Origin of the sequence: Chryseobacterium sp. SIMBA_038 (assembly GCF_046535115.1) — a bacterium.
Lineage (GTDB): Bacteria > Bacteroidota > Bacteroidia > Flavobacteriales > Weeksellaceae > Chryseobacterium.
The window spans coordinates 1-239 of sequence record NZ_JAWRXH010000422.1 but is presented as its reverse complement, the minus strand read 5'-3'; the positions used below and the strand labels follow the sequence as shown (position 1 = coordinate 239).

Sequence of the window (239 nt, the reverse complement as noted above, 5' to 3'; positions counted from 1 at the left end):
ATTCAGGCTCAATCGGCTCATATTTAGCCGATGCACGCACAGGCTTGCGTTCTTCCTCATCCTCAAACGCAGGCGTCATTGGAAAGCTCGTAGGGCCACTCACTGGTGTGAGCGTGGGTGAAACTTTGCCTTGGGTAACTTTTTTGCTCGCCTTCCCAAATACCCTATAGCCCAAATACGCTAAGATTACAAACCAAAACTTGCCAATCAGCGGCAATACCCAACCAATCAGGTCAAAG

The 239-nt window shown here is 49.0% G+C and carries 1 protein-coding gene; it reads right to left on the bottom strand.

What is annotated here, in order from left to right; genetic code table 11:
• A partial coding sequence (locus tag SB689_RS24130; protein ID WP_410694549.1) for a hypothetical protein occupies nt 1-239 on the bottom strand: 239 nt, incomplete at both ends.